This window comes from Luteibacter sp. 1214, assembly GCF_031455395.1.
In the GTDB taxonomy this organism is placed as follows: Bacteria; Pseudomonadota; Gammaproteobacteria; order Xanthomonadales; family Rhodanobacteraceae; genus Luteibacter; species Luteibacter mycovicinus.
This window is the reverse complement of sequence record NZ_JAVDSQ010000007.1, coordinates 1-19,852: the sequence shown is the minus strand read 5'-3', so window position 1 is coordinate 19,852 and position 19,852 is coordinate 1. Positions and strand designations below refer to the sequence as shown.

Annotated in this window: 21 protein-coding genes; 10 read left to right on the top strand and 11 right to left on the bottom strand. The window is 65.5% G+C overall.

The features are described from left to right. Nucleotides 1–93 precede the first annotated feature (93 nt). Both J2X57_RS15430 and J2X57_RS15425 read left to right on the top strand, forming a co-directional pair. On the top strand, nt 94–957 hold the full coding sequence (locus tag J2X57_RS15430) for a hypothetical protein (protein WP_309868484.1): 864 nt from the start codon (nt 94–96) through the stop codon (nt 955–957). A gap of 560 nt (nt 958–1,517) precedes the next feature. Continuing rightward, entirely contained in the window at nt 1,518–1,778 is a 261-nt protein-coding gene (locus tag J2X57_RS15425; RefSeq protein WP_309868482.1) for a hypothetical protein, read from the top strand. A 336-nt stretch (nt 1,779–2,114) separates the two neighbouring features. Here J2X57_RS15425 and J2X57_RS15420 read toward each other — a convergent pair whose 3' ends face one another. The 4 genes from J2X57_RS15420 to J2X57_RS15405 form a co-directional block, all read right to left on the bottom strand. Next, nucleotides 2,115–2,609, bottom strand: coding sequence for a TPM domain-containing protein (locus J2X57_RS15420; protein WP_309868480.1), 495 nt, complete (start codon nt 2,607–2,609; stop codon nt 2,115–2,117). 5 nt (nt 2,610–2,614) lie between these two features. Next, complete coding sequence (locus tag J2X57_RS15415; protein WP_309868477.1) at nt 2,615–3,517, bottom strand: YgcG family protein; 903 nt, start codon at nt 3,515–3,517, stop codon at nt 2,615–2,617. Then, the gene (locus J2X57_RS15410) at nt 3,517–4,167 is read right to left on the bottom strand and encodes a LemA family protein (RefSeq protein ID WP_036111381.1); all 651 of its coding nucleotides are present in this window, start codon (nt 4,165–4,167) and stop codon (nt 3,517–3,519) included. The genes J2X57_RS15415 and J2X57_RS15410 overlap by 1 nt, the downstream gene beginning before the upstream one ends. Nucleotides 4,168–4,235: 68 nt before the next feature. After that, nucleotides 4,236–4,610: a diacylglycerol kinase gene (locus J2X57_RS15405; RefSeq protein WP_036111379.1), complete on the bottom strand. Its 375-nt coding sequence runs from the start codon at nt 4,608–4,610 to the stop codon at nt 4,236–4,238. A gap of 285 nt (nt 4,611–4,895) precedes the next feature. Between J2X57_RS15405 and J2X57_RS15400 the strand changes: the two genes are divergently transcribed. The 3 genes from J2X57_RS15400 to J2X57_RS15390 are packed head-to-tail and all read left to right on the top strand — an operon-like array spanning nt 4,896 to nt 8,348. Next, nucleotides 4,896–6,431 carry an oligopeptide:H+ symporter gene (locus J2X57_RS15400; RefSeq protein ID WP_036111376.1) on the top strand — a complete coding sequence of 512 codons (1,536 nt, stop codon included), beginning with the start codon at nt 4,896–4,898 and terminating at the stop codon, nt 6,429–6,431. A gap of 58 nt (nt 6,432–6,489) precedes the next feature. Then, nucleotides 6,490–7,770, top strand: a complete 1,281-nt coding sequence (locus J2X57_RS15395; protein WP_239709097.1) for an ATP-binding protein — start codon at nt 6,490–6,492, stop codon at nt 7,768–7,770. Then, entirely contained in the window at nt 7,767–8,348 is a 582-nt protein-coding gene (locus tag J2X57_RS15390; RefSeq protein ID WP_036111373.1) for a response regulator transcription factor, read from the top strand. The genes J2X57_RS15395 and J2X57_RS15390 overlap by 4 nt, the downstream gene beginning before the upstream one ends. Before the next feature lie 46 nt (nt 8,349–8,394). On the opposite strand, the gene J2X57_RS15385 is transcribed toward J2X57_RS15390, so the two are convergent. The 3 genes from J2X57_RS15385 to J2X57_RS15375 all read right to left on the bottom strand — a co-directional run bounded on the left by J2X57_RS15385 (nt 8,395) and on the right by J2X57_RS15375 (nt 10,872). Then, nucleotides 8,395–9,387 carry a HAMP domain-containing sensor histidine kinase gene (locus tag J2X57_RS15385; RefSeq protein ID WP_309868473.1) on the bottom strand — a complete coding sequence of 331 codons (993 nt, stop codon included), beginning with the start codon at nt 9,385–9,387 and terminating at the stop codon, nt 8,395–8,397. Between the two features lie 26 nt (nt 9,388–9,413). After that, a complete protein-coding gene (locus J2X57_RS15380) occupies nt 9,414–10,142 on the bottom strand; it encodes a response regulator transcription factor (RefSeq protein ID WP_036111366.1) in 729 nt (242 codons plus the stop codon). Between the two features lie 118 nt (nt 10,143–10,260). Continuing rightward, complete coding sequence (locus J2X57_RS15375) at nt 10,261–10,872, bottom strand: arylesterase (protein ID WP_309868469.1); 612 nt, start codon at nt 10,870–10,872, stop codon at nt 10,261–10,263. On the opposite strand from J2X57_RS15375, the gene J2X57_RS15370 reads away from it, so the two are divergent. Further along, nucleotides 10,871–11,557 carry an ATP-binding cassette domain-containing protein gene (locus J2X57_RS15370; RefSeq protein WP_036111359.1) on the top strand — a complete coding sequence of 229 codons (687 nt, stop codon included), beginning with the start codon at nt 10,871–10,873 and terminating at the stop codon, nt 11,555–11,557. The genes J2X57_RS15375 and J2X57_RS15370 overlap by 2 nt on opposite strands. Beyond that, nucleotides 11,554–14,037 carry an FtsX-like permease family protein gene (locus J2X57_RS15365; RefSeq protein ID WP_309868467.1) on the top strand — a complete coding sequence of 828 codons (2,484 nt, stop codon included), beginning with the start codon at nt 11,554–11,556 and terminating at the stop codon, nt 14,035–14,037. Before J2X57_RS15370 ends, J2X57_RS15365 begins: the two co-directional genes overlap by 4 nt. A 6-nt stretch (nt 14,038–14,043) precedes the next feature. On the opposite strand, the gene rimI is transcribed toward J2X57_RS15365, so the two are convergent. The 3 genes from rimI to pssA are packed head-to-tail and all read right to left on the bottom strand — an operon-like array spanning nt 14,044 to nt 15,780. Continuing rightward, entirely contained in the window at nt 14,044–14,517 is a 474-nt protein-coding gene (rimI, locus tag J2X57_RS15360; protein WP_309868465.1) for a ribosomal protein S18-alanine N-acetyltransferase, read from the bottom strand. Nucleotides 14,518–14,524: 7 nt separating this feature from the next. Further along, the gene (locus tag J2X57_RS15355; RefSeq protein WP_309868459.1) at nt 14,525–14,989 is read right to left on the bottom strand and encodes a hypothetical protein; all 465 of its coding nucleotides are present in this window, start codon (nt 14,987–14,989) and stop codon (nt 14,525–14,527) included. After that, nucleotides 14,989–15,780, bottom strand: coding sequence for a CDP-diacylglycerol--serine O-phosphatidyltransferase (gene pssA, locus J2X57_RS15350; protein WP_036111350.1), 792 nt, complete (start codon nt 15,778–15,780; stop codon nt 14,989–14,991). Before pssA ends, J2X57_RS15355 begins: the two co-directional genes overlap by 1 nt. Before the next feature lie 159 nt (nt 15,781–15,939). Here pssA and J2X57_RS15345 point away from each other — a divergent pair, with 159 nt between their 5' ends. Then, nucleotides 15,940–16,353, top strand: coding sequence for a DUF4124 domain-containing protein (locus tag J2X57_RS15345; RefSeq protein WP_036111348.1), 414 nt, complete (start codon nt 15,940–15,942; stop codon nt 16,351–16,353). 59 nt (nt 16,354–16,412) lie between these two features. Next, nucleotides 16,413–18,113, top strand: coding sequence for a proline--tRNA ligase (locus J2X57_RS15340; protein ID WP_079521101.1), 1,701 nt, complete (start codon nt 16,413–16,415; stop codon nt 18,111–18,113). 67 nt (nt 18,114–18,180) lie between these two features. Here J2X57_RS15340 and J2X57_RS15335 read toward each other — a convergent pair whose 3' ends face one another. Beyond that, nucleotides 18,181–19,086, bottom strand: coding sequence for a hypothetical protein (locus J2X57_RS15335; RefSeq protein WP_309868456.1), 906 nt, complete (start codon nt 19,084–19,086; stop codon nt 18,181–18,183). A gap of 192 nt (nt 19,087–19,278) precedes the next feature. Here J2X57_RS15335 and J2X57_RS15330 point away from each other — a divergent pair, with 192 nt between their 5' ends. Then, complete coding sequence (locus tag J2X57_RS15330; RefSeq protein WP_036111342.1) at nt 19,279–19,602, top strand: H-NS histone family protein; 324 nt, start codon at nt 19,279–19,281, stop codon at nt 19,600–19,602. The last annotated feature ends 250 nt before the right edge of the window (nt 19,603–19,852 follow it).

Sequence of the window (19,852 nt, the reverse complement as noted above, 5' to 3'; positions counted from 1 at the left end):
GGAAACGCTCCAGGCACGGCAGCCGACGGCCCCCTTCGGACGGTGCGCTGGGTTCACGGAAGAGCGAAAGCACGCGTCGAACGAGAGCGCGAGGTGCCCGACCTGCGCGGCATGATCGGTAGATATTTTGATAGCTTGTGTTGGTTGCTGGCGGAAACGAGCCCCACATTTTCGAACGAAACGGAGAGAGGCGATAGCTGGATGAATGCGAACACGATGATCGCTGGCGCGCTCGCGCTGGGCATGCTCGTTGTTGAGGTACCCGCGTCGGCACAGGCGAATCGCGACGACATCGATGGCTTGGTCAAAGCCGTGATGAATGAAACCTATGGCCAGACCTATGACGCGCAGAGCAACTGTTGGGCGTTTGCGTGGAAGAACGATCAGGGTGAATCAACGGACTACTGCATGCGTCCCGGCACGCCGCAGATCGTCGATGGCCCTCGTGGAAAGACCCTGTACCTGAATGCGTTCAGCGTTATCGTCATGCAAGGCGACAGCCCGTACCGCTACGCCCATGTCCAACCCGGCCTGATGGGCGCTTTCAAGATCCATGTCGGAGGTGCTCAGGGATGGACGTATGAGGCCTACGACAGCGGAACCGATTACGGCAGCATGGGTGATTGCGGGTGCTCACAGGCGCGACTGATCAAGCTGAGCAATGCGGGTGATTACGGCTGGATTTTCGTCAGCGGTGGCACGTGGCAGGACATGACTGTGGGGTTCTACAGCATCGTTACTGCCATCAAGGGTCGTATGACCGATGTCAGCAAGATTCCGCAGGTGACCGAAGACGCGCAAGGTGTCAGATACGACGTCAGCGTGAAGGAAGATCCGGCCGCAAAAGGCTTCTTTCCGCTGCATGTCGTCAAGACCACGAAAGGTGCGAAGGTCGAGGCATTCGACGTGCCCTTCAATACCACCCGATCATCGTACGCCTTGCCCGCCGGCCGCTGACGCGGCAGTAAATTGGCCGATATTCTCATGACGCAACGTCGATTTTTTTGCTAGCTTGTATCTGTTGCCTGCGGGATCGCAATCCACGCATCGCAGGCAACCATCGCTCAAAGCGGTGAGCGCGGACCAGGGGTGTACCACCACCACAAGGTCCGCTGACCCTAATCAACGCAGAAGGTTGACCATGGCTATGCCAAATACTAAGGCATTCTCACGCGTGCCGCTTCCCGGCGGCACTCCCCTCAACGGTTACCGGGCCGTCTGCCGATCTCGCAGACACGGTTGAAGAACCGCGGCGCCGGCCGTTGCTGGTTGAGTTTTTTCTTGCCGTAGCTATCCGGCGCGTTGCCGTGTGGCCGCAAGACAGCGACTGGCGTTGCGAACCACTTCTTGAACACACCGCCCGGCGTCCGGTCACGGACAGGCCGATGAGGCTCATCGTGCGAGCGATGGTGGCACGCCTTTGCGTTTTGGCGTGCCACAACTCGGGGCGGGGTGAATCGCCAACAGGGCTGGCTCCTACCAGAGCGGGGCTTTGTGCGGCATGCATGGAGATGACTATGGAAAAGTTTGGAACGGTTGGCGAAGGAAGTTTTTGTATCGACCCCGAGGCAGGTGTCAACGCGCTGTTGAACGATGCTACCGAGTTGTTGCAGTACGCGCGGGGCATCACCGATTTGCTCGTGGAGTCGCTGCAGGAAGACGAAATTCCCGAGCGTCAGCGCACGTTACTTGCGCTGGGAGGTGTCGGTGCGTTGATTACGATGGGTGTGCAGTGCGCGGCGCGGGCGCACGCGAAGATGCAGTGGGACAAGGTTTGATGTTGGAACCGCCGGCGCGGGTGGATGCAATGCTTCGTTCGCCATGTTGAGCGCTGAGGGGTCGCGAGCAGGCTCGCTCCTACATGAGCCAGGTGGCGTCAGCGTTCGGAGGGGCGTCGGCGTCTGGCGTTCCTGGAGCGATTCCGCACGGAGGCGAAGGCCGGAGGAGGACTTAGCGACAGGAATGGCAGGCGGCGACGCCCCCTGCCGCGAGGCCGGGCTTTGAAGCGAACGCGAAGGCGGAGCCGAGCCAGCCCGTAGGCACCCTCTCGTCGCTTCGTTGGCTATTCGCCCGCAGGGCGGGCTCCTACAGGTACGGCATCTTCGAACGTTTGGTCACAGGACCAACGGACGATCGGGGAGCTGGTTTTCGCGGGGTTTGCCGTCGCTGGGAAAGTGACGGGTGAGGAGTGCGCCGGCTTCGGCGACGCCGGTTTGTACGGCTTCGCGGTAGTGGCCGTTGGCGAACTCGTCGCGCATGTGCGCGGTGATGGCATCCCATTCGGCCGGAGCGACAACGCGCGAGATACCGCGGTCGGCGACGATCTCGATACGGTGTTCCGCCAGCAGCACGTAAAGCAGCACGCCCGAATTGTCCTCGGTGTCCCACACACGCAGATGCGAAAACAACATCGCGGCACGATGGCGCGCGGTGACGCCCGAGGCGACTGCGGAAACCGGCAAACGCGACTCGATCACCACACGCAACTCGCCGCGGTGCATGCCCTCGCCTGCCGCGACCGTCTTCGCGATCGCATCCAGCGCGGACGCCGGAAACTGCCGCCCGATCTGGAACCACGCACCGAAGAGATTGGTAACGATACGTTGCATGTCCATCACCAACTCCCCGACGATCCGCCGCCGCCGAAACTGCCGCCGCCTCCGCTGAAGCCGCCGCCTCCGCCGCCACCCCCGCCGAAGCCGCCACCACCGAATCCACCACCGCCGCCCCAGCCGCCGAAACCGCCCCACCCACCGCCGCCGATGTCACGGCCGCCACCGAGGGGCACGGCCATGAACAGCGCGCCGGCGACGAGACCGATGACGCCGCCAAGGAGTGTGCCAAGCAACAGCCACGCGAGGCCACCCGTGATCACGCCGCCCACCGGTGCGCGCACGCCGATTGACGCGCGGCCCAGGATGCCGCGAAGAAACAGTACGCCGAACAGCAATGGCAGCAACAAGCTGCCGCCTCCGCCGCGACGTCGCTCATGGCTTTCATCCGGCGCGACTGGCGCGGGCAACGCTTCGCCCTGCACGATCTGCGTGATCGCGTTGAGCGCTTCGGTGATGCCACCGTAGTAATCGTTCGTGCGCAACTTCGGCGCCATGTACTCGCGGATGATCCGCGATGCGATGGCATCGGGCAGCGCGCCCTCGAGGCCGTAGCCGACTTCGATGCGCACGCGCCGGTCGTTCTTGGCGAGCAGGAGCAGGACGCCGTCGTCGGTGCCCTTGCGACCGACCTTGTTCGTCTCGGCGACCTTGAGCGAATAACTCTCGAGGTCGTCCGGCTGGGTCGTCGGCACCATGAGCACGACGACCTGCGCGCCCTTCTGTTTTTCGAGGTCGGTCAGACGCGCATCGAGTTGCGAGACCTGATCGGCGGAAAGTGTGCCAGTCAGGTCCGTGACGTGCTTCGACAGGGTAGGCACCGCGGGGTCGTCCGCCGCCAGTGCCGCGACAGCCGGCGCCAGCAGGGAGACGGCGAGCAGGAGCCGCGCCGCGAACCGCCGCATCAGTGAGCGGCCGAGGCTGCCGGGGCCGGGTTCTGCTGGGCGGGCGTGGGAGCCGGTGCCGCGTTGAAGTCGACCGTCGGCGCTGTGGAAATGGCCTTCTCGTTCTCGACGCTGAAGTTCGGCTTGACCTTGTAACCCATGACCTTGGCCGTGAGGTTGTTCGGGAACGAACGGATCAGCACGTTATAGGACTGCACCGCCTGCACGTAGCGGTTGCGCGCCACGGTGATCCGGTTCTCGGTGCCTTCCAGCTGGGCCTGCAGATCGCGGAACGAACCGTCCGCCTTGAGCTGCGGGTAGTTTTCGCTGACGACCATCAGGCGCGAGAGCGCGCCGGAGAGCTGGCCCTGCGCCGCCTGGAACTTGGCCAGAGCTTCCGGATCGTTGGCCAGTTCGGGCGTGATCTGGGTCGAGCCGACCTTCGCGCGGGCGTTGGTCACCTCGGTGAGTACGCGTTCTTCGTGCTGGGCGTAGCCCTTCACGGTGTTGACGAGGTTGGGGACGAGGTCGGCGCGACGCTGGTACTGGTTGAGTACCTCGGACCAGGCCGCCTTGACGCCTTCGTCTTCACGCTGGATAGCGTTGTAGCCGCACCCGGACAGGAATCCGGCCAGGGTGACGAGGGCGAAAGCGCGGAGGATGTTTTTCATGGCGGTGGATTCCTTGGGGTGTGCGGGGCACAACTTAACCCAAAGCCGCAAGAAAAAGCGTGGACGAGTCAGCCCAGGTAGCGCGGTACCAGGACCAGAGCCCAGCTGACGGCGACCATGACCAGCAGCAGGAACACGGCCGCCGACCCCATATCCTTGGCTCGCCCGGCCAGTTCGTGGAATTCCGGGCTGACCTTGTCGACCACGGCCTCGATCGCCGAATTGAGCAGCTCTGCCGACAGGACGAGGATCGGGAAGGTGATCAGGACGATCTTTTCCACGCCGCCCTGCCCCAGCCACAGGCCCAGCGGGATGACCACGACGGCGAGAAAAACCTCAAGCCGAAACGAAGCCTCGTGCTTGTAGCAGGCTTTCAGGCCTTTCATGGACCACTGGAAAGCCGCGAAGATCTGCCGCGGCCCGCGCGGGACGGTGGTCGCCATGACGGGTCAGGCTCCGAAAACGGACGGAAGGATGAGGGTCGGGAGCACGGAGCCGGCCTGGGGCTGTGAGTCAGTCCCATATGATGCCACAGCCCGGCTTCGGCCCGACTTAGATGGGGCGGGGGCCGACTTGTCCGTGGCGAATCGCCGCGCCCCTCTGGCGCTGCAACACAACGGGGCGGACCATTTGTATTACGCTTGAACGGTTGTGACTCCGTTCAGGGTCACGGCGATGGGAGCGGGCTTACGGGCCCGTTCGCTGTTTCCAATGCGTCCGGAAAATACATGGCAACCCAGAACCCGCCCGTTTCACAGACCAAGTCTTTCAGCACGGTCTTCCTCATCGAGATGTGGGAGCGCTTCGGCTTCTACGGCATGCAGGTGCTGATGGTCACCTACATGGTGAAGAAGCTCGGCTTCCCCGATGTCGACGCCAATCTCGTCTGGGGCGCGGCTTCCGCCCTGATCTACGCGACCCCCGCCATCGGCGGCTGGATCGGCGACAAATTCCTCGGCACCCGCCGCACCATGCTGACCGGTGCCGTCGTGCTCATGGTCGGCTACGCGCTGCTGTGGATTCCGACCAACAACACCTATTTCCTGTACGTCGCTCTCGGTGTGATCATCCTCGGCAACGGCCTGTTCAAGCCCAACGCCGGCAACCTCGTGCGCAAGATCTACGAAGGCGACGAGGTCAAGATCGACAGCGCGTTCACCATCTACTACATGGCGGTGAACGTCGGCTCGACCATCTCCATGATCCTGACGCCCTGGATCCGCGACTACGTCGGCGAGCACTACGGCGACGCACTGGGCTGGCACACCGCGTTCGGCGTCTGCTCCATCGGCCTGATCCTCGGTCTGATCAATTACTTCTTCATGCGCCGCACCCTGGCCCACGTCGGCTCGGCACCGGACGAACACCCGCCGGTGGCGAAGAACGTGCTCGGCATCATCGGCGCGGGCATCCTGATCATCGCCGCGTCGTCGTACATCCTGCAGAACCAGAGCGTCGCGCAGGCCTGTGTCTATATCGCGGGCGTCGTCATCCTCGGCATTTTCGCGTACCTCATCTACGCCAGCGAAACCGGCGAGCGCGCCGGCCTCATCGCCGCACTGGTGCTGACCATTCAGACGATTTTCTTCTTCATCTTCTACCAGCAGATGTCGACCTCGCTGAACCTGTTCGCGCAGCGCAACGTCGACCTCGACTTCAGCCTGTTCGGCCTGCACATTCTCACGTGGATCCCCGAGCAGTTCCAGTCGCTCAACGCCATCTGGATCGTGGTTCTGTCGCCGATCCTGGTCTGGATCTACAACGCCCTCGGTCGTCGCGGGAAGGACTTTCCGGTCGCCGCCAAGTTCGCCCTGGGTTTCGTCGCCGTGGCCGTCGGCTTCTTCATGTACGGTCTGGGCGCCACCACCGCGATCGCCGGCAAGATCTCGTCCTGGTACATGGTGTGGGGCTACGGCTTCTATTCGCTGGGCGAGATCCTGGTCAGCGGCCTCGGCCTCGCCATGATCGCGCGCTACGTGCCGGCACGCATGGGCGGTTTCATGATGGGCGCCTACTACGTCGCCTCCGGCGTGGCCCAGTACATGGGCAGCGTGGTGGCCAACTATGCCGCCATCCCGGACAACATCACCGACCCACTGGAATCGCTGCGCATCTACACCAGCCTGTTCAACAAGCTGGGCTTCGTGGGCGTGGGTTGCGTCGCCATCGCCGTGGCCATGCTGCCGCTGATGAAGAAGCTGTCGTTGAACCACGCGCTGGCCAACGTGCCGCCGGTTCCGCCGGTTCACAACGAAGACCTGTAAAACGGTGAGGGCCGCCCCACGCGGGCGGCCCTCCTTCTTGCAACGAGATCGATAACCCGTGAGCGACACCCTGCATTCGCCATCGTCCCGCTCCGGTCCCTTCGCACTAGCGCGTACGCTCGCCTGGCTCCGCCTTTGCGCCATCGCGGGTCAGAGCGTAGCCATCCTCTCCTGCGTCACCCTGCTCCGCCTCGACGTGCCGCTGCTGCCGCTGATGATCGGTGTCTGCATTCTGGCCGTCTTTGCCGCCACCGCCGCGTTCCGCCTCGGTATGCCGTGGAAGGTGAGCGAGGGCGAGGCCATCGTGCACATCGCCGCCGATACGCTGGTGCTGGGTTACCTGCTCTTTTTCACCGGTGGCGCCTCGAATCCGTTCGTCGCGCTGCTGCTGGTACCGATCGCGCTGTCCGCGGCCGCCCTGTCCATCGCCGGCGTGTCCCTGGTGGCGATCCTGACCGGTGTGGCCTATGTGCTGCTGGTGCCCTATCACCTGCCGCTGCCGACGCTGGGCGATAAAGCCCAGGATTTCGACCTTTATGTCGCGGGTATGGGCGTCAACTTCGTAATCATGGCGGTCCTGCTGGGCGTCTTCATCAGCAATCTGGCCAAGGCGATCCGCGTGCAGCAAGGCGAAGTGCAGCGCGTGCGCGAACGTGCCCTGCGCGACGAGGGCATCCTCGCCATCGCCACGCAGGCCGCGGGTGCCGCGCACGAACTGAATACGCCGCTGTCGACCATGCGCACCCTGCTTCCCGAGATCCGCCGCGAGCATGCGGGCGACAACGCGCTGGGTGACGACCTCGACCTGCTCGACGGCCAGGTCGAACGCTGCCGTACCATCCTTCGCGAAATGGTCGCTTTCGGCCAGGCGCAGCTGTCCCAGGTGCCCGAACGGATCACCCTCGACCAGTTCATCCACGGCGTCATGGAGCGTTTTCAGCTGCTCCGGCCGGAGGCCGAAGTCAGCCTGTCCGTCGAACCCGGGGCCGGACGTGTCGCGCTGCGCTCGCCGCCCGGGCTGCGCCACGCCCTGATCAACCTGCTCAACAACGCCGCGGACGCCTCCGCCATGAACGAGAGTACGGCGGTCTCGCTGGCGATCGGCATCGTCGGCCCCTGGCTGGAGCTGGTCGTCACGGACGAGGGTCCGGGATTTGACGAGTTCGACGAACTGGGTACGCTCGGCCTGTCGCAGAAGGATACCGGCCTCGGCATCGGGCTCGCGCTGGCGGAAGCCACCGCGGAACGCCTCGACGGCGAGCTTGCCGCAAGCAACACTGGCCACGGCGCGCAGATGCGCCTGCGCCTTCCCCTTTCGGTCATCGGAGACCATACATGAACGATATCGCCCCACCCGGCGGCCGCCCCCTGCTGATCGTCGATGACGACGCGACGTTCGCCCGCGTGCTCGGGCGTGCGCTCACCTCGCGCGGCTTCGAGGTCATCGCCACGGACAACGTGGACGATGCGCGCGCGCTCACCCGCCGCCACCAGCCTCGCTACTGCGTTCTCGACCTCAAGCTGGGTGACGAGAACGGCCTGCGCCTGATTCCCGAACTGCAGTCGCTGGTTCCGGATATCCGCGTGCTTTTGCTGACCGGCTACGCGTCCATCGCCACGGCGGTCGAGGCGATCAAGCGGGGCGCGCATGACTACCTGGCCAAGCCCGTGGATGCGGACGCCGTCGTTCGCGCGTTGCTGGACGGCGATTCGGGTCCGATGGATGCCGACGATCTGGTCGACGCGCCGGACGCGCCGCTGCCGCTGCGTCGTCTGGAGTGGGAACACATTCAGCGCGTGCTGACCGAATGCGAAGGCAACATCTCTGAAACGGCGCGTCGTCTGGGCATGCATCGACGCACGCTGCAGCGCAAGCTGAGCAAACACCCCGTGCGCGAGCGGCCGGACGAGACGTGATTTAACGCGGGACGATCGTGGCGCGGCAGGAACGCGTGCCGACGCCTTACGCTTCGACCGCTTGTGGATTCGGGAAGCGGACACTCGAGACACGGCTCGCACCCGGCAACGATCGGGTTTCGAGGGGCCATTCGAAGCGGTCGGAAAGACGCCGGGCGATCGCCAGGTCGAAACCGTGCGGATTCACCGAAGCATGTCGACGCGTACCCGGATCGGGCGTCGTGTCGACGGCGGGGTTGATCACGCTGACGCTGCCCGGCATGACGGTGACCACGATCGTGCCGTGGTCGGTCTGCTGAAGCGCATGCCGGATCAGCTGTCCGCAGAGCACCGCGAATACCCGCGGCGACGCATGCAGGGCGAACGTCGCCGGTTCGTCGAGGATCAGCTCCACCGGACGGCCCGCGATGAGCTCCCGCGCGTAGTCCACTTCCTGGCGAAGCACGGTGTTGACGATGAAGTCTTCCTCGGCCAGACCCTGATCCGACTCGCGCGAGAGGATCAGGAAAGCCTCGACCAGCGCTTCGAGTTCTCGGGTCGAGCGGCGGATGCGTTCCAGTGACCGGTGGCCGAAATCCGACAGATCGGTTTCGTCGGCCAGCATGTCCGAGGACATCTTGATGACGGTCAGCGGGCTGCGCAGTTCGTGGCTGGCGTCACGGGTGAAGTTGCGCTCGCGTTCGCTGTAGCCTTCGAGCCGTGAAGCAAGACCGTGCAGTCCGCGCAGGAGCTTGGAGACGTCGCCGTCCGACTTCCTGCCCTTCTGCTCGTCCAGCGCCGCCATGTCGGGCCGTTCCGAATCCCAGCCATCGAGCAGTTTGGCGAGGGCCGCGACCGGAAGCCATTCGCGGGACACGGCCAGCCACGCCAGGCCGCCCGAAGAGAGCATGATGGCGATCGCGGCGCCGATCGGCGCGACGTTGTTCGCAGCCATCACCGAAGCGATGACCACGACGAGGGTCTGCAGAGTGAAGACCACCGCGATACGGGCCTTGAACGAGCCCCGCCGGGTGGTCCCCCGCGATTTGCTGCCTTCCATCGACTATGCCTGGTCCTGCACGTTCCTCATGCCGTCTGCGACGCGGCGACTTCGGAATCCAGGTCGGCCAGGCGGTAGCCGGCCGAATGGATCGTGTGCAGCAGAGGACGGTCGAACGGTTTGTCGATCACGCGGCGCAGGTTGTACAGGTGCGAACGCAGGGTGTCGGAATCGGGCAGCGTGTCGCCCCAGATCTCGCGCTCGATATCACGGCGGCTGACCACGCGCGGCGATTCGCGCATGAGGATGGCGAGCAGCTTGAGGCCGATCGGAGAGACGGTCAGTTCCTGCCCGCCGCGGGTAAGGCGCAGCGTGGCCGTGTCCAGTGTCATGTCGCCCACGTTGAGCACCTCGGACGAGACCTGACGGCGGTCGCGACGGATCAGTGCGCGAAGACGGGCCTCCAGTTCGCGAACCTCGAACGGCTTGACCAGATAATCGTCCGCGCCAGCCTCGAGGCCGACCAGCTTGTCTTCCAGGGTATCGCGTGCCGTCAGCATCAGGACGGGCGTCGACTTCTTGCCGTCCTTGCGCAATTTACGGCACACATCCAGACCGTCCATGCCCGGGAGCATCAGGTCCAGCACGATGACGTCGTAGCTGTTCGAAACAGCGAGGTGCAGGCCACTGACGCCATCCGCGGCGTAGTCGACCGAATAGCCCCTGCGCTCGAGGAACTCGCCGACCATCTCGGCAATCTGGCGGTTGTCTTCGACCAGAAGGATCAGGCCTGCCTGTTCATCGCGGTTGCTCATCGCTCCACTCCTACGCTGATTCACAAATGTGAAGAGTTAACGGCCGGACCAGTGAGTACCGTGTGAAGACCGAAAATGAGCATTCATTTTGCGTACGAGGACGTGCACGTGGCGTCGTCTACCTAAGTAGCGGCGTAAGCATTTTCCACACATTCTCCGCGACGCGAGGCTCGCCCTTTGCCGTCGGATGAAGGCCATCGTCCTGCATCAGGCTGGGGTCCAGCGCCACGCCGTCGAGCAGGAAGGGAAGCAGAGGCACCTTGTGCTTCGCCGCGGCGTCCACATACACCTTGCGCAAGCCGTCGCGGTATTGCGGGCCATAGTTGACCGGCAGTTCGATCCCCAGCAGGAGGACTTTGGCGCCCGCCCCCTTCGCCGCATCGATCATGACGTCGAGGTTGGCCGCCAGCTGCCCCAGGGGTAAGCCCTGCAATCCATCGTTCGCGCCCAGTTCGATCACCACCACGCCGGGACGCTGCGCCTTGAGCAGGCCAGGCAGGCGATTCCGGCCGCTCAGTGAGGTTTCGCCGCTGATGCTGGCATTGACCATCGTCCACGGCGTCGCCATCTTCGATGTGCGAGCGTCGAGGAGGCGCACCCATCCGGCATCCACCGGAATGTTGTGTGCCGCCGACAACGAGTCCCCGAGCACCAGCACCTTACGTGGCGCATCCGCCGCGGAGGCGATGGCGCAGCAAACCCATAGCAACAGGACCAGGCAACGACGCATGAGCGATTCTTCCCGTGTTCTTCTCGAAGTGGCCGATGTTAGCAAGTCGGTTTTCGGCCCGGAGGGACGACTCGACATCCTCTCCGGGGTCAACCTCCGCGTGGCCGCCGGTGAGAGCTTCGCCATCGTTGGCGCATCCGGTTCCGGAAAGACCACCCTGCTCGGCCTGCTGGCCGGTCTCGATGTGGCGACATCCGGCAGTGTGAGGATCGACGGGCAGGCACTGGAGGCGGTCGACGAAGAAGCTCGCGCCGCCATCCGCCGACGTCTGGTCGGTTTCGTGTTCCAGTCGTTCCATCTGCTCCCGGCGCTGACGGCCGAAGAGAACGTGATGCTGCCGCTGGAGCTCGAAGGCGACGACTCGGCGCGGGAACGCGCCCACGCCGCACTCGACTCGGTCGGCCTGGCCGCACGGCGCCGGCACTATCCCGCGCAGCTGTCAGGTGGCGAGCAGCAGCGCGTGGCGCTCGCACGCGCGTTCGTCCACCGGCCGCGAATCCTGTTTGCCGACGAGCCTACCGGCAATCTCGACCAGCACACGGGCGAACACATCGGCGACCTGCTCTTCGAAATGAACCGGCAGCATGCGACCACGCTCATCCTGGTCACCCACGACCCCCGCCTGGCGGCGCGCTGCGCCCGCTCGGCGGAACTGCATGAAGGCCGCCTCGGAGTTCCTGCATGAACGTCGCACGGCTCGCCCTGCGTACGCTGCGCCGCGAGTGGCATCTGGTCGAACTGCGCACGCTCGCCGCGTCGCTGGTGCTTGCCGTCATCGCGCTCGGCGTGGTCGCCACGCTGTCCACCCGCATCGAACGGGGCATCCTCGCGAGCGCCGCCGAACTGATCGGTGGCGATCTGGGCGTATCCGCGCCGGCGCCATTGCCTGAGCCCATGCTCCGTTCGGCGCAGGACGATGGCCTCACGGCATCGCGCGGCGCGGCCTTTCGCAGCGTGGCCTTTGTGGGCGAACACAGCCAGTTGCTCGATGTCCAGGCGACGGATGCGGCTTATCCGCTGCGCGGCACGCTGGAAGTCCGTGGTGCTGACGGCAAGGGCCGCAGTGCCCACGGCCCCGGACGCGGCGAACTCTTCCTCGATCACCGGGCCATGGTCGGCCTCGGCATCCGCGCCGGCCAGACCGTCCAGGTGGGCGGACGCGACCTTCGCGTCAGCGCCGAACTCGTCCGCCAGCCCGACGGCGGTGAACTGTTCGCTCTCGCGCCGCGTGCGCTGATGAATCTCGACGACGCGACGGAGGCCGGGCTCCTGTCTGTCGGCAGTCGCGCCCGTCACCGCCTGCTGGTCTCGGGTCCACCGGCGGCGGTCGCCACATGGCGCACGTCGCTGGAAGCGAACGCCCTGCCCCAGGGCGCCGACCTGATCACGCCGGAGAAAATGCAGGAGCGCATGCGCTCGGCATTCGATCGCGCCAGCGCCTTCCTGCGCCTGACCGCCCTGCTCTCCGCCCTGCTCGCGGGTGTCGCTATCGCGCTGGCATCGTCGCGCTATGCACGACGCAAGGCGTCCGAAGTCGCGCTGTTGCGCGCGCTCGGCACGCCGCGCCGACGCGTGGTCGCGCTGCTGGTCAGCACGCTGACCGCGCTGGCGCTGCCCGCGGCCGCCGTGGGCATGCTGATTGCGATCGGCCTCGCCCAGGGCGCGTGGTACTTCGCGCGCCAGCTGTTCGACAACATTCCGACCACCCTGCCGCTGGGACCGGTCTTTGCCGCCGCCGCGATGGGCCTGGCCGTGCTCGCCGGCTTCGCGCTGCCGCCGCTCGTGCGCCTCGCCGAAGTGCCGCCGGTCGCCGTGTTCCGCGAGTCGATGCAGCGACGCGTCCGCCGCTTCGACGCGCTGTACCTCATTCCGCTGCTGACCGCGATCGCGCTGGTGTGGGTGCAAAGCGATTCGGCCAGACTGGCCGGCATCCTCGCGGCGAGCCTGAGCGGCGTCGCCGTCGTCGCCGCGCTGCTTTCGGCCCTGCTGCTGGTCATCGCACGCCGCGTCGCCCCCGGCGCGCACCCCGCGCTTCGTCTGGGCCTTGCGGCGCTGGCACGCCGACGCGGGCTGTCGCTGATCCAGGCCACCGCTCTGTCGCTCGGCCTGTGCGCCCTCCTCCTGCTCGCCGTGATCGCTCCGTCGCTGCTCGACGGCTGGCGACGCGAACTGCCTGCCGATACACCCAACTGGTTCGCGCTCAACCTGCAGGACGACCAGCGCGACGCTTTCACCAACGCGCTGACTCACATGGGTGCGAGCCGGACCAACATGATGCCCCTCGCCGTGGGCAAGCTCACCGCGATCAACGGCAAGTCGATCGACACACTCACCTTCGACGACCAGCAGGGCCGCGATTCGGCCGATCAGCAGTTGCGCCTCTCGTGGAGCGCGGAGCTCCCGCCGTCGAATCAGATCGTCGCCGGCGAATGGCCCGGCGCCTCGCCGGCGCAGGCCGAAGTGTCCGTCGATACGTCGTGGCGTGACCGTTTCCAGCTGAAGCTCGGCGACACCCTTCGTTTCGAAGTGGGCGAAGGCAGCCTCGACGCGCGCGTCACCAGCATCCGCAAGGTCGACTGGAGCTCGTTCCGGGTCAACTTCTTCCTGATGCTCGATCCGGCCCATGCGGCCGATCTTCCGCACACGTGGCTGACCAGTTTCTATCTGCCCCGCGGCCACGCGGATGAGTTGTCGAAGCTGTCGCGCGACTACGGCAACCTCAGCCTGATCGACGTGGATGCGCTGCTCGACCGCGTCCGCGAGATCGTCGACCGCGTCGGTGGTGCCGTGCGCTGGGTACTCGGTTTCAGCCTGCTGGCGGGCGCGCTCGTGCTGACGGCCGCCCTGGCGGCGAGCGCACAGGAGCGGCGGAAGGAAGCCGCTCTGCTGCGCACGCTCGGCGCCACCCGCCTGCAACTGAGGGCGGCCGCGGCCTGCGAGTTCGCGTTGCTGGGTCTGGTCGCCGGCCTGACGGCGGCGCTGGGTGCCACGGGCGCGGGCATCTGGCTCGGCCAGGCGGTGTTCCGTATCGAAAACTTCGTGCCGCCGCTGTGGCCGCTCATCGGCGCCGCCGCGCTGGCGGCGCTGGTGGTCATGCTGATCGGCCTGTACGGGACGCGACGCGTGCTCAACACATCGCCGATGGCGCTGCTGCGGGAAGGCTGAGTCGGCTCAGTCCGGGCGGTGCATGTCGAAGGCCATCACGATGGCCTCTTCGCGCCCGTTTTCCGCAGGGTAGTAACCGGGCCGACGTCCGATCTCGTGGAAATCCAGCGAGTCGTAAAGCGCCCTGGCGACGGGGTTGGAGGGGCGTACCTCGAGGAACACTCGCTCCACGCCGTACCATCGGGCCAGATCGAGCAGCCGTCGCATCATGCGGCGGCCGTAACCGAGGCCGCGCCAGGCGTCACCGATGCAGACGTTGAGTACATGCGCTTCGCCTGCGGCCACCGAGAGAATGCCGTACCCGGCGATGTCGCCCTCGTGGACGATCACCCAGCAGTTATGACCGGCCTGCAGGCAGTCGCGGAAGATGCCCGCACTCCAGGGAAAGGGGTAGGACGCGTGCTCGATCGCCACGACGGCATCGAGGTCGTCGCGACGCATCGCGCGGACTTCGGTGGACGGGCGGGCGACGACGACCATGGCGGGCTCAGCTCCGTGCGAACGCGCGGCCCAGAGCGCGCAGGCCGTTCCAGAGACGGCGTTTGGCGGCCGCATCGGACACGATGGCTGACGGTGGGTCGACGAGGACGATCTGTGCCGCGGCGAGCGCGGCGGCCGGCAACTGATGGCCCAGGGCTCGCGCCTGAGCATCGCCGAAAACCAGATACGCCGAGGCGACCGGCACGTGCTCCAGGCCGCTGGGCCCGACCTCCAGCCGCGCCGCACGCGCGGTAACGGCGCCGAAGGCGCGCAGGGCGCGACCGAGCAGTTCCATTTCACGCTCGCTGCATCCCGCCGGCAGGACGACGACGCAGGCCACGCGCCCACCATCGACCGGGTCGTTGGCCGGCTCGAACGGCGACGACTCCACGGCTTCCGTGACACGCAGGCGCCATGGGGTTACACCCATGACCTTGAGCAGTCGCGCGTGGCGGGCGGGCATCGCGGCCATCAGCTGCCTCCCGGCGCCCGGGCATGGCGACGCACCCGACGACGGTGGGCCGCACGGCCCCACAGCGTCATCACCGGACCCGATATCGTGTAGATCACCGCGACGGCGAAGAGCACGCGCGCGGTGTCGATGAGCAACAGCACCACGATGAGCACCGCGGCGATCAGCCAGATGAAGGGCACGCGGTCACCCTTGGGCCACGCCTTGAAGCTGTAATAGCGCACGTTGCTGACCATCAGCAGCCCGGCGATCACCGCCATGGGCAGCGCGAAGAACGCGACCGTCGGCCCCGGCACGTCGAACTTGACCATGGTCCAGACGAAAGACATGCACAGGGCGGCCGCCGCCGGGCTGGCCAGTCCCTGGAAGTAGAGCTTGTCCGCCACGCCCACCTGGGTATTGAAGCGGGCAAGACGCAGCGCCGCGCAGACGGCGTAAATGAAGGCACCGGCCCAGCCGATCTTGCCCCAGACCTGTCCGTAATCAGCCAGGGATGACAATGACCAGGTATACAGCACCAGCGCGGGCGCCAGCCCGAAGCTGACCAGATCGGACAGCGAGTCGTACTGCACGCCGAACTCGCTCTGCGTGTTGGTCATGCGGGCGACGCGGCCGTCCATGCCGTCGAGGATCGCCGCGACGAACACGGCCAGCGCGGCCGTCTGGTAATCCCCGCCGATCGCGGAGACGATCGCGTAGAACCCCGAGAACATCGCGCCCGTGGTGAAAAGGTTCGGCAGCAGATAGATGCCGCGGTGACGCGGCCCCCGGGGTTGGATCGGATCGCTCATGGGCCATTCCGTGACATGGGCCGTCAGTGTAGCCCAGGCGCCGTGATGCGTCAGGCCGCCGCCGGTGCCGGGGTGCGTGAAACCGGGACAGGGGTCGCTTGCGTGGCAGGGGGCCCGGTGATACTTCTTGCGCCATCCACCCACCTGCCGGAATCACGCATGCGCCGCTGCCTTGTCCTCGCACTCCTCGTCACGGTCTGCCCCCTCGCGCTGGCCCAGGCATACAAGTGGAAGGACGCTCAGGGCGTCACCCATTACGCGGACACGCCGCCGCCGAACAACGCAAGATACGAGAAGGTGAAGACCAGCGGCACGGTCGAGGCACCGGCACCGGCCCCCGCCGCACCGGCGAAGCCGGAAGCCGCGCCTCCAGCACCCGGCACCCAGGTCGCCGACAACCCGGCCAACCGCGCCAGGCTCTGCGACCAGCTGCGGAAGAACATGGACGTGCTGGGCAAGGAACAGGTCATCTCCGTCGATGACGGCAAGGGCGGTTCCCAGCAGCTCGACGACGCCGGGAAGAAACGCCAGATTGAAACCACGCAGGCGCAAATGACGCTTTACTGCAAGTGATCGGCGCTGGCTGGGGCTTGCACCTATAATCGACGTCTTACTCCCGACGAATCGCCCGCATGCGCCTCAGCCAGTTTCATCTCGCCACCGTCAAGGAAGTCCCCGCCGACGCGGAAATCGCCAGCCACCAGCTGATGCTGCGCGCGGGCATGATCCGCAAGCTGGCGTCCGGCCTTTACACCTGGTCGCCGCTGGGCCTGCGCGTGATGCGCAAGGTCGAGGCCGTGGTCCGCGAGGAAATGGTCCGCGCCGGCGCGATCGAAGTGCTCATGCCTTCGGTGCAGCCGCGCGAGCTGTGGGAAGAAACCGGCCGCTGGGAGAAATTCGGCGGCCAGTTGCTGAAGATCAAGGATCGCAAGGAGCAGGAGTTCTGCTACGGCCCCACGCACGAAGAAGTCATCACCGACTTCGCGCGTAACGAGCTGAAGAGCTACAAGCAGCTGCCGCTCAACTTCTTCCAGATCCAGACCAAGTTCCGCGACGAGATCCGCCCGCGCTTCGGCGTGATGCGTGCGCGCGAGTTCCTGATGAAGGACGCCTACTCGTTCCACCTGACCCCGGAATCGCTCGGCGAAACCTACCAGGTCATGTATGACGCGTATTCGCGCATCTTCACCCGCCTGGGCCTGGAATTCCGCGCCGTCGACGCCGACACCGGCGCCATCGGCGGCAGCGCCAGCCACGAGTTCCAGGTCATCGCCGACTCGGGCGAAGACGCCATCGCGTTCTCCGACGGTTCGTCGTACGCGGCCAACATCGAAAAAGCCGAAGCGCTGGCACCGGCCATCGAGCGTCCCGCGCCGTCGGCCGAGCTCACCCGCGTGGATACGCCCACGCAGCGCACGATCGACGAGATCACCGCATTCCTCGGCGTGCCCGCTTCGCAGACGGTGAAGACCATCCTCGTTCGCGGCCTGGAAGGCCTGGTCGCGCTCGTCGTGCGCGGCGATCACGACATCAATGAAGTGAAGGCCGCCCACCTGCCGGAGCTGCCGGACGATTCCGAACTGGCCAGCGAAGCGGAGATCCTCGCCGCCACCGGCACACGCCCTGGCTTCATCGGCCCTGTCGGCCTGCCCGACTCCATTCCGGTCATCGTCGACCGCAGCGCCGCCGTGCTCGCCGACTTCGTGTGCGGTGGCAATCAGGACGGCACCCATTTCACCGGCGCCAACTGGCAGCGCGATGCACGCATCAACCGCGTAGCCGACATCCGCAAGGTGGTGGAAGGCGACGCGTCCCCGGACGGCAAGGGCACGATCCGTCTGGCCCGCGGCATCGAGGTCGGGCATATCTTCCAGCTCGGCCAGAAGTACGCGGAAGCCATGGGCGCGCGCGTGCTCGACAACAACGGCAAGATGGCCACCATGTACATGGGTTGCTACGGCGTCGGCGTCAGCCGCATCGTCGCTGCCGCCATCGAGCAGCGCCACGACGACGCCGGCATGATCTGGACCGACGCCATGGCGCCGTGGCGCGTGGTGGTCTGCGTCATCAATCCGAAGAACGATCCCGTCGTCACCGAGGCGGCCGAGTCGCTTTATCAGGAACTGTCGCAGGCCGGCATCGACACCGCATTCGACGACCGCGGTCTCCGTACCGGTCCGATGCTTGCCGACATGGAACTGATCGGTATTCCGCACCGCATCGTCGTGAGCGGCCGCGGCCTCGAGGCCGGGACGTTCGAATACCGCGCCCGCACTGAAGCCGAATCGCGCAACGTCACGCGCGAAGAACTGCTCGCCCTGCTCGAGGCGTGATGGTCCCTGCGTGACAGGCGCGACGGGAGCGCACGAGCCGCGCTCCCGTCGCGGTTACCGGCCGCCTCTACTGGACGGCGGCATTGATCGCGTTGGCGTAGTCCGCCGTCGTACGGCCTGGCGCCGAGCATTTCTGGATATCGTCGTACAGCCACATGAAGCCGCCCGGGATACCGGCGCTCTGTTTCCAGGCAGTCATCTTCGACTGCACGGTCGCCGGCGAATCGCCAGCGCTGCAGCCCGTGCCGTTCTTCGACCAGAGCCCCGGAATCACCGGCATGCCGAGCGCGCTCGTCCACTGCGCCGGATCGTTGCCCGTGCCACCCGCGTAGTCCTGCAGGTAGATCTTGTCCACGGCACTGCCCAGGTTGGCTTTGAGCGAAACCCAGAAGCTGCGATTGGTATAAGGCGCGAACGTGATCTTGTAACCGAGCCCCGCCAGCATCTGACCGAAGGCTGTCGCCGACGCCAGATCGTAGGCGCTCTCATCGTCGAAATTCGCCGCGTCCGCGCCCGTGATCTGTTTCAGCAACTGGAAGTTACGGTAAAGGATGCTGTCCGGCCCCGTACCCGCTCCCGCTCCGGTACCGTTGACCAGCGCCTGGATACTCTCGAAGTCCGTCGTGCCACCGGCACCGATCGACACCTCGATCCGGTTCACCGACGTCGGCGCCTGCTTGAGCGTCGCCAGCTCGGCTGACCAGCCCGTGTTCGGGCCAACGTAGTTGCCGTCACTGATGAGGGGCTCATCGTTGAGGTGCAGGTCGCCGTTGGTATCCACATGCACGCTCCACAGCATGACTGTCGTGAATCCCGATGCCCGGAGGTCATCCATGACGGGCGTACCGCCGCTGTAAAACGGGCCGCCACCGTAAACGGCGGATTCCGCCATACCCGGCGCGGAAAGGCTCACACCGCCGGCCAGGGCGACCGCGAGGGCAACACGTCGTACGCCAATGCTAATGATGGACATGAGTTATTCCATTCCAGTGAACGGCGCCGCTGTAGGGTTATTCCGATAATCGGCTCCGATTGCGCTGAGAGTCCCACGGTAAGCTGCCATTATTCCGCCACTTGGTTCACAATTCCGACCCGAGCGTGTGTGAAATTAATCGCATCGATTAATACGTCGATTTACTGTGAAACCAGAACAGGGAGAATGCCCATGGCCGTCGATATCAAGAACCTCAGCCACAATCAGCTCAACGAGCTGATCGCCAAGGCCCAGTCCCGCCAAACCGAGCTGCGCAGGGAGAAAGTTTCCGCACTGCGCGACAAAATCAATGAATTGATCCGCGCCGAAGGTTTCACCTTCGACGACGTTTTCGGCGCCCGCGCCCCGAAATCCAAACGCGCCGGCACGGTGGTTGCTGCCAAATACCGTAATCCGGATAACGAGGAACAGACCTGGTCGGGCCGCGGCAAGCGTCCGCGCTGGTTCAATGACGCGCTGAAGGCCGGTAAAAAGGAAAGCGATCTGCTGGTGTGATTTACATGCCGACATAAACCAGAAAGATGGCCTTGCGAATGCGAGGCCTTTTTTTTGGCGAGTTGGCGAGATGTTTGTTGGAGCCGGGGCTCGGCTTGCGCCTTCGCGTTTGGTTTTGTCGCGGCGTGTAGTGTCGCGTTGAAGAGCCGGCGGGCGCCACCCTCGCGTCCACGCCTGCGGCGACCCCTCAAGGAGGGCCGCTACCGCGGCCGTGTATCAATGGCCTTCGGCCGGGTCGGGCTCCGACTGG